The organism is Streptomyces sp. SID14478 (genome assembly GCF_010548525.1).
GTDB lineage: Bacteria > Actinomycetota > Actinomycetes > Streptomycetales > Streptomycetaceae > Streptomyces.
The window spans coordinates 1-7284 of record NZ_JAAGMG010000519.1 but is presented as its reverse complement, the minus strand read 5'-3'; the positions used below and the strand labels follow the sequence as shown (position 1 = coordinate 7284).

At 70.9% G+C, this 7284-nt stretch carries 4 protein-coding genes and 1 pseudogene; 3 read left to right on the top strand and 2 right to left on the bottom strand.

Annotation, left to right across the window (positions count from 1 at the left end; genetic code table 11):
- From G3I40_RS17030 to G3I40_RS17020, 3 genes are all read left to right on the top strand, one after another.
- The coding region (locus G3I40_RS17030; RefSeq protein ID WP_164303002.1) for a helix-turn-helix transcriptional regulator at window positions 1-630 on the top strand (630 nt) is incomplete at its 5' end.
- A 324-nt stretch (window positions 631-954) separates the two neighbouring features.
- Window positions 955-3477 carry a trehalase family glycosidase gene (locus tag G3I40_RS17025; RefSeq protein ID WP_164303001.1) on the top strand — a complete coding sequence of 841 codons (2523 nt, stop codon included), beginning with the start codon at window positions 955-957 and terminating at the stop codon, window positions 3475-3477.
- A 34-nt stretch (window positions 3478-3511) separates the two neighbouring features.
- Entirely contained in the window at window positions 3512-5530 is a 2019-nt protein-coding gene (locus G3I40_RS17020) for a galactosylceramidase (RefSeq protein WP_164303000.1), read from the top strand.
- Window positions 5531-5639: 109 nt separating this feature from the next.
- Here the strand turns inward: G3I40_RS17020 and G3I40_RS17015 are convergent, their stop codons facing one another.
- The gene (locus G3I40_RS17015) at window positions 5640-6722 is read right to left on the bottom strand and encodes a YihY/virulence factor BrkB family protein (protein ID WP_164302999.1); all 1083 of its coding nucleotides are present in this window, start codon (window positions 6720-6722) and stop codon (window positions 5640-5642) included.
- 127 nt (window positions 6723-6849) lie between these two features.
- A pseudogene (locus G3I40_RS17010) lies at window positions 6850-7284 on the bottom strand (hypothetical protein); the annotation flags it as partial.

The following is a 7284-nucleotide window of genomic DNA, read 5'->3' as shown; positions in this document are numbered from 1 at the left end:
TACCACTCCGGGAAGCGGCTGCCGCTCTGCCTCGACCTGCGGATCAGGCCGGGGGCGGCGCGGCTGCTGCTGGGGACGTCCGCCGCGGAGCTGGTGGGCCGGGTGACGCCGCTGTCCGGGCTGCCGGGCCCGGCGACGGGTCGTGTCGCACGCGCGCTCGGCCATCTCGGCGAGAACACGACGGTCGAGGAGATGCTCGCGGTGCTGGCCGAACTGTTGCCGGCCGCGTTCACGCCACGGGACCCGGCGGACCGCGCGCGAGCGCGCCTGGTGTGCGCGGCGGTGAGCCGTCTGTCGACCGGACCGAACGGGGTACGACCCCCGTCCGTCGCCGTAGTGGCACGTGAACTGGCGGTCAGTGAAAGGCAGTTGCGGTCCCTGTTCGCCGAGGACGTCGGTCTTTCGCCCAAGCACTTCGCCCGGATCGACCGTGCGCGCCAGCTCCTCGCCGGGACCGCCGGACATCCCGGCACCCCGGTCCCGTGGGCGGGCCTCGCCCAGGCCACCGGCTATTACGACCAGTCGCACATGGCCGCCGAGTTCCGTGCGCTGTTCGGCGTGGCGCCCAAGGCGTTCGTGGACGGCCGCCTGCCCGCGGACACCCCGTGCTCGGCACGGGTGGTGCGCTGAGCTTCCCGGCCGGAAGCGACGATCCGGGCGGAACCGGTCGCACTGCATCGCTCGTCCCGCCTCTTCGTCAACGACGCAGTGCGCTCCACCATGAGGTCAACTTCGGTCACTGAAGAGGCCGTTGATGTGCCGGTGAGGACGGCCTGCGCGCAGCACTTCATGAACTCCCGGACGCTACCGATGTCTTGACACCTGCGGCGTGACCTTCTTAGCGTCCCTCTAGTCGTGGTCGATATCCCGAGCCTCGTTCGGTATATCGAACCTACGGCCTGCCGCATCGCACCCGCCCCGTACGGAAAGGCCTGCGCCATGCCTCAACCACACATGCCCAGACGCCACTTCATCGCCACGGTCGGTGCCGCCTCCCTCAGCGCGCCGGCCGTTTCTCTTGCCACGGGCCCGTCCGCCGCCGCGGCACCGAGCAGCGCGCCGCAAACCGCACCGGCCGGCTCCCCGCACGCCCTCCCGTACCCCACCCTGCACCGTCCCTTCGCCATGCCCGGCGCCAAGGACCAGGACTGGACCGGCGCCCTGCTGGTCGCCGAGGGCGAGGCCCGGTTCGCGGTGCGCATCGGACTGGTCACCGCGCAGGGCCAGTTGCTGCGCGAGAAGATGACCAACTACCTGTGGCGGATCGGCCCGATGGCACCCGACGGCGCCTTCCGGCAGGTGCGCGTGAGCACGGACGACCGTACGGTCATGCCCGCACACCTCGACGCCCTGCACGAGGTGATCACCCACCCCGAGCAGTGGGAGGAGAGCGCGGTCGCCGACGCCACGGCGAAACTCCCGCAGCTCCAGGCGAAGTACGAGCAGACGCAGCACGACAAGCGCGAGATCCAGGTGCGTTACGCGCGCACGTCCGACGGCTGCGGGCTGGTCGGCGCCGTCACCGCGCTCGACGACGACACCACGGTCGTCCTCGAACTGGGCACGCCCTGGGGCGAGTCGGCGGCCTTCGCACTCGACGGCCAGGACCTCACCGGCAGCGCCCCCGGCGTCCTCGACGCGAGCCGCACCGGCCACGTCCGCCTCTCCCCCACCGAACCCGCGGACACGGCCGGCTGCTACGCCACGCTCGCGGACCTCACCTCAGTGGCCACAGGCGGCAGCGGCACGCCCGGTACGACGCTCGGCGCACTGGTCTACCACCTCACCAAGGGCCGCACGCTCACCTTCACCGCCCGGATCGGCGACCGCCCCCAGGCCGGGGACACCCCCGAGGCGCACGACATCGAACGCGCCCTGACGGCCGCCGCCGCACACGTCGACGACACCGGCCTGACCGGTTCGGGGCCCGTGGGCCGCGCGGCCGACGCGGTGCGCAACGCCCTGTCGCTCAACACCAATTACGACCGCGATCACCAGCGCAACTTCGTCCTGTGGGGCTGGGGCGGCGGAGGCGGTCTGTTCACCGGCTGGGACTCGGCGTTCGACGCCGTGGACGCCGCCCTCGTCAGCCGCCCGCTCGCGCTCCAGCACGAGACGGACATCTTCGACGCGGCGGCGCCGCCGAACCAGGTGCCCCTCACCGGCCCGCGCTACGACCAGCAGAACTCCGGCCCGATGCACGCCTACGCCGTGTGGCGCCTGTACACGAAGTTCGGCGACCGTACCGTCCTGGAGAAGGCGTACCCGCACCTCGTCACCTTCTACGACCTGCTGCGCGAGTGGGACACCGACGGCGACGGCCTGCTGGAGACCCCGTACTTCGGCGACCGGATCGGCGGCCGCGGCAACCACCTCGGCCTCGACGACAGCCCCGTCTACGCCGACTACCACCGCATCCCCAAAAAGGGCGGCAGCGGCGACGCCCGCGACAACACCGACCTCACCGACGTCGCACTCAACTCGTACTACGCGCTGTTCGCGGAGACCCTCGCGAAGATGGCGCGCGTCCTCGGCAAGCGGCGGGACGCCGCCCGGTTCGCCGAGCGGTACGCGACGATCAAGCGCCGACTGAACGCACGCCTCTGGCACGCAGAGAAGGGCCTGTACCTCAGCCGCTACCTCGACGGCACCTGGAACGAGGTCGTCACGCCGACCGTCTTCTACCCGCTGTTCGCGGGGATCGCCACCCAGGGCCGGGCCCGCACCCTCATCGAGGACCACCTGCTCAACCCCGAAGAGTTCTGGGGCGACTACGTGATCCCGTCCGTCGCCCGCAACGACCCCACGTACTGCACGGGCGGCCCGGTCCATCCGCGGTCCGAGCACTTCAAGTTCTTCGAGCGCTACGGCGACGGCACCGCGCCCGAGCAGTGGAAGGGCGCCTGCTGGCCACCGATGAACGCGACCGTGTACGACGGGATCAAGCGCTACGGCTTCGACAACGTTGCCGGGCAGTTCGCCGCCCGCAGCACCGCGATGTACCTGAACGCGTGGGACAAGGAGAACTGGTTCCCCGAGTCCTTCGACCCGGAACCGGGCCAGTCCGTCATGGACGCGGCCGTCGACACCGCCTGGCGCACCTACTCGTGGTCCAACGCGATGGCAGTGCAGGGCCTGCACGAACTGCTCTGCGACAACCCATGGGACGGCGACCCGGCGGCCCTCATGTTCGGCTCGCTGAGCCTGCCGGGCACCAACACTCTCGCCAACGTGGAACTGCGCGGGCACACGTACACCGTCTCCGCGGGCCCGCGGCGCACGACGCTCGTGCGCGACGGCAGGACCGTCTTCCGGGCGACCGGCGCCCGCGTGGCCGTCCGCAACTTCGTTCTGACCAGGAGCGGAGCCACGTTCGACGTCAACGCCGACGGGCCGGCCCGCGTCGAGGTCTTCCCGGGAAGCGGCGCGGCCCGCGGCCGCGGCATCCCGGCGGGCCGCAGCCACGTCGCGCTCTGACCTCCTCACCTCCCGCCCACAGCAAGGGACTTCCATGCCCGCACCAGCAAGTCACGTACAGCGCCGCTCCAGATGGGCGCGCGCACTCATCGCACTCGTCGTCTCCTGCTTCGCCCTCGTCGCCCCGACGGGCGCCCAGGCCGGCACCGCGCCGACGGCCGTGCAGCGGATCACCGTGGACGCCGACGGAACCGGCCGCACCTTCGACGGCATCGGCGCCATCAGCGGTGGCGGCGGCACCTCGCGCCTGCTCGTCGACTATCCCGAGCCCGAACGCAGCCGCATCCTCGACTACCTCTTCAAGCCCGGTTACGGCGCCTCCCTGCAGATCCTCAAGGTGGAGATCGGCTCGGACACCAACTCCAGCAACGGCGCCGAGCCCAGCCACATGCGCACCCGCGGCACGGTCGACTGCAACCGCGGCTACGAGTGGTGGCTGATGAAGCAGGCACTCGCGCGCAACCCCGACATGCGCTTCTACGGCCTCGAATGGGGTGCGCCCGGCTGGTTCGACGGCGGATTCTGGTCCGACGACAACGTCGACTACCTGATGCGGTGGCTGGGCTGCGCGGACCGGCACGGGCTGGACATCGACTATCTCGGCGGCTGGAACGAGAAGGGCTGGGACGCCGCCTGGTACGGGAAGCTCAAGGCCGCCCTCGTCACGCACGGCCACAAGGACGTGAAGGTGGTCGCCGCCGACAACGCGGGCTGGCAGGTGGCCACGGACATGAAGAACGACCCGGCCTTCGACGCGGCGACCGACGTCGTCGGCATCCACTACCCGTGCTCCGCCGTGCACTGCTCCTCGTCCGCGGACGCACTGGCCCTGGACAAGCCGCTGTTCGCGAGCGAATCGGGCTGGAACAACTACCTCACCGGCGCGAGCCGGCTCGCCGCCGAGATGAACCACGAGTACGTGGACTCACGCATCACCGCATTCATCAACTGGCCCGCGGCGTACGCCTGGTACCCGACCGTCCAGATGCAGGGCAGCGGCCTCCTGCAGGCCAATGAACCGTGGACCGGCCACTACGACCTGGGCCCGACACTGTGGACGATCGCCCAGACCGCGCAGTTCACGCATCCGGGCTGGCGCTACGTCGACTCGGCGAGCGGCTACCTCGACGGCGGCGGCACCTACGTGACGCTGCGCTCCCCCGGGAAACGCCCCGCGTACACGACGGTGTTCGAGACGACCGGGGCCACTGCCGCGCAGCGCGTCGCCCTCACCCCCACCGGGCATCTGCCACGCGGCGCCCTGCACCGCTGGACGACGACGGTGGAGTCGACCGATCCGGCCGACTGGTTCGTGCACGGCACCGACGTCCCCGCCGACCGCGCCGGCACGCACGACATCACGCTGCGGCCGGGCACGGTCACGACCCTCACGACGATGCCCGGCGGCAAGGGCGGCGCGGCCGCGCACGCACCGGCCACGGACACCATGGACCTGCCCTACCGCGAGACCTTCGACCACTACGCGACGGACGCCACCGCGCGCTATCTCTCCGACATGGAGGGCGCGTTCCAGGTGGCACCCTGCGCCGCGGGCGGCCGCGGGAAGTGTCTGCGGCAGACCATCACCGAGCAGCCGACCAAGTGGTCGCGCGTGCCGAGCCCGCTCACGCTGACCGGAGACAGCCGGTGGACCGACTACACCGTCTCCGCGAAGACCCGCATCGACCACAGCGGTACGGCGTCGCTGCTGGGCCGCGTGGTGAACCAGGTCAACAACGCGGGCCCCGACAAGGTCAACATCTGGCAGGGCTACTACGTGGACCTGGCGGACTCCGGCACCTGGACGCTGAAGGTCGTCACGCCGGACAAGACCACCCGCGTGCTGGCGACGGGCAGCCTGCCCCGGTCGGCCGCGAACTCCTGGCACCGGCTGGGGCTGGGCTTCACCGGTGACGCGATCACCGCGACGATCGACGGGGCCGAGGTCGCCGACGTCACCGACGGCACGTACGACCACGGGCAGGTAGGCCTGGCCCTCGACTCGTACACCCGCTCCCAGTTCGACGACCTGAAGGTGGAGCCGACGTCCTAGTGCTCCCGCCGTGTGCCGCTCTCCGACCGGGTCGGAGAGCGGCACACCCCACGTATACATCGCGCGTATACACGGAATGCGGTATCCGGCTGACCCTGCGCCCCGGCGGTCAGGTCTTGTCCATGCGGCGCTTGTCCTGCTCGTCCCAGGCGCGGGTGTCCCGGGGCTCGGTGTACGGCTCCGCCTCGGCCGGGTGGCCGCCGGCGATGGCCTCCTGGCGTGCCGTCTCCGCGTCGATCTCCAGGCCCAGCAGGATGGCCAGGTTGCTGATCCACAGCCAGACGAGGAAGACGATGGCGCCCGCCATCGTGCCGTACGTCTTGTTGTACGAGGCGAAGTTCGCCACGTAGAACGCGAACCCGGCGGAGGCGAGCAGCCAGAGGAACAGCGCGAGGCAGCTGCCGGGGGTGATCCAGCGAAAACCCCTGACCTTCGCGTTCGGCGTCGCCCAGTACAGGAGTGCGATCATCAGGGTGACCAGGACGATCAGGACGGGCCACTTGGCGATCGACCACACGGTCAGCACGCCGTCGCCGATCCCCAGGACCTTGCCGGTCTGCCGTGCCAACCCGCCGGTGAACACCACGATGAGGGCACTGGCGGCGGCCATCACCATGAGGAGCACGGTGACCCCGACGCGCAGCGGGAGGACCTTCCACACTGGCCGGCCCTCGGGCATGTCGTAGACGGCGTTGGCGCTGCGGATGAACGCCGCGACGTAGCCGGACGCCGACCACACGGCCAGGACGAGGCCGACGATCGCCAGGACGGACCCGGTGCCGCTGTTGCCCTGCAGTTGCTGCACGGCCTGCGTGATGGTGTCCCGGGCGGTGCCGCTGGGCAGTTGCTTGAGCTGGTCGAGCAGCTTGTCCGTGGTGGACTTGCCGATGACGCCGAGCAGGGAGACGAGGACGAGCAGGGCCGGGAACAGCGCCAGCACTCCGTAGTACGTCAATGCCGCGGCCCGGTCGGCGAGTTCGTCGTGCTGGAACTCGCGCAGGCTGTTCTTCAGGGCCGCGCCCCAGGACTGCCGCGACAGACCGGTCGGACCGTCCGGCGCCCTTTCCTCCACTTCCGCGTCCGGGCCGAACCGGTGGGCATCGCTCTCCGCTGTCGGTGGCTCCTGTGGTGCCGCGTCGTCGTCCGTGCGGCGCTCGTGGTCGTCGTGCCCTGGTTCTGTCAGATGGCCCATGCGCGGCGGGTAGCCGGTTCCGTCGGGCCCATGCCTGCACGCTCCCGAATTCCACCCGATGGTGGCATCGGTGACGAGGACGCGGCGCGGTCCTCGGAGCCCGCGCCGCGTCCTCGTCGTCGCCCCGTCAGGCGTGCGTGAGCTCCGGGGAGCCGATGGCGAAGTCGCCCGGGTCGACACCGCCTTCCTTGGTGTCGTCGTTGGCGAACACGAAGGACTCGATGGGAACGTCGCGTTCGGCACTGAGTACGCGGACGAGTTCCTGGGCGACCACGGTCTCCAGGACGACGCGCGCGGCGGGTGCGGTACCCGGGATGCGGACCACCGCGAGGTCGGGGCCGGGGGCGACGTCCTCGGTGGTGACCAGGAGGGTGAGGTGGCCGGCCCCGGACAGGGAGTGGGCGAGGTCGATCTCGCGGCCGTCGCCGAGGACGACGTGCAGGGTGTTGCCGGCCGACTCCATCTCGCCGTGCAGGTAGTTGCGGGTCGCCGATGCGGCGGCCGGCATCCGCGGGACCTCGCGCAGCAGCAGGGCCGTCTCCTCCGCGGCGGCCCGGGAGGC